The sequence below is a fragment of the Leucobacter celer subsp. astrifaciens genome (genome assembly GCF_001273835.1).
GTDB classification, from domain to species: domain Bacteria; phylum Actinomycetota; class Actinomycetes; order Actinomycetales; family Microbacteriaceae; genus Leucobacter; species Leucobacter celer.
The window spans coordinates 1-230 of the sequence record NZ_JHEI01000080.1; the positions used below are offsets into that span (position 1 = coordinate 1).

The 230-nt window shown below is 65.2% G+C and carries 1 protein-coding gene; it reads right to left on the reverse strand.

Annotated elements, in window-relative coordinates:
* Positions 1-230 (reverse strand): AAA family ATPase (locus tag AMS65_RS00215; RefSeq protein WP_193786989.1); only part of this gene is annotated, 230 nt, incomplete at both ends.

Genomic DNA, 230 nt, shown 5'->3' on the forward strand with positions numbered 1-230 from the left:
GCGCCTCGGGAAGCGCGAAGGTGCCCGCCATGTCTTGCGGGTTCTGCGTCGCCGCGACGATGAACACCTCGGGCAGACGATGGGTATGGCCGTCGACCGTGACCGACTGCTCTTCCATGGCCTCGAGCAGTGCCGATTGCGTCTTCGGCGTCGCCCGGTTCACCTCGTCGCCGATGATGATGTTCGCGAAGATCGGACCCGGATGGAACACGAACTGGCCCGTCTCCTGG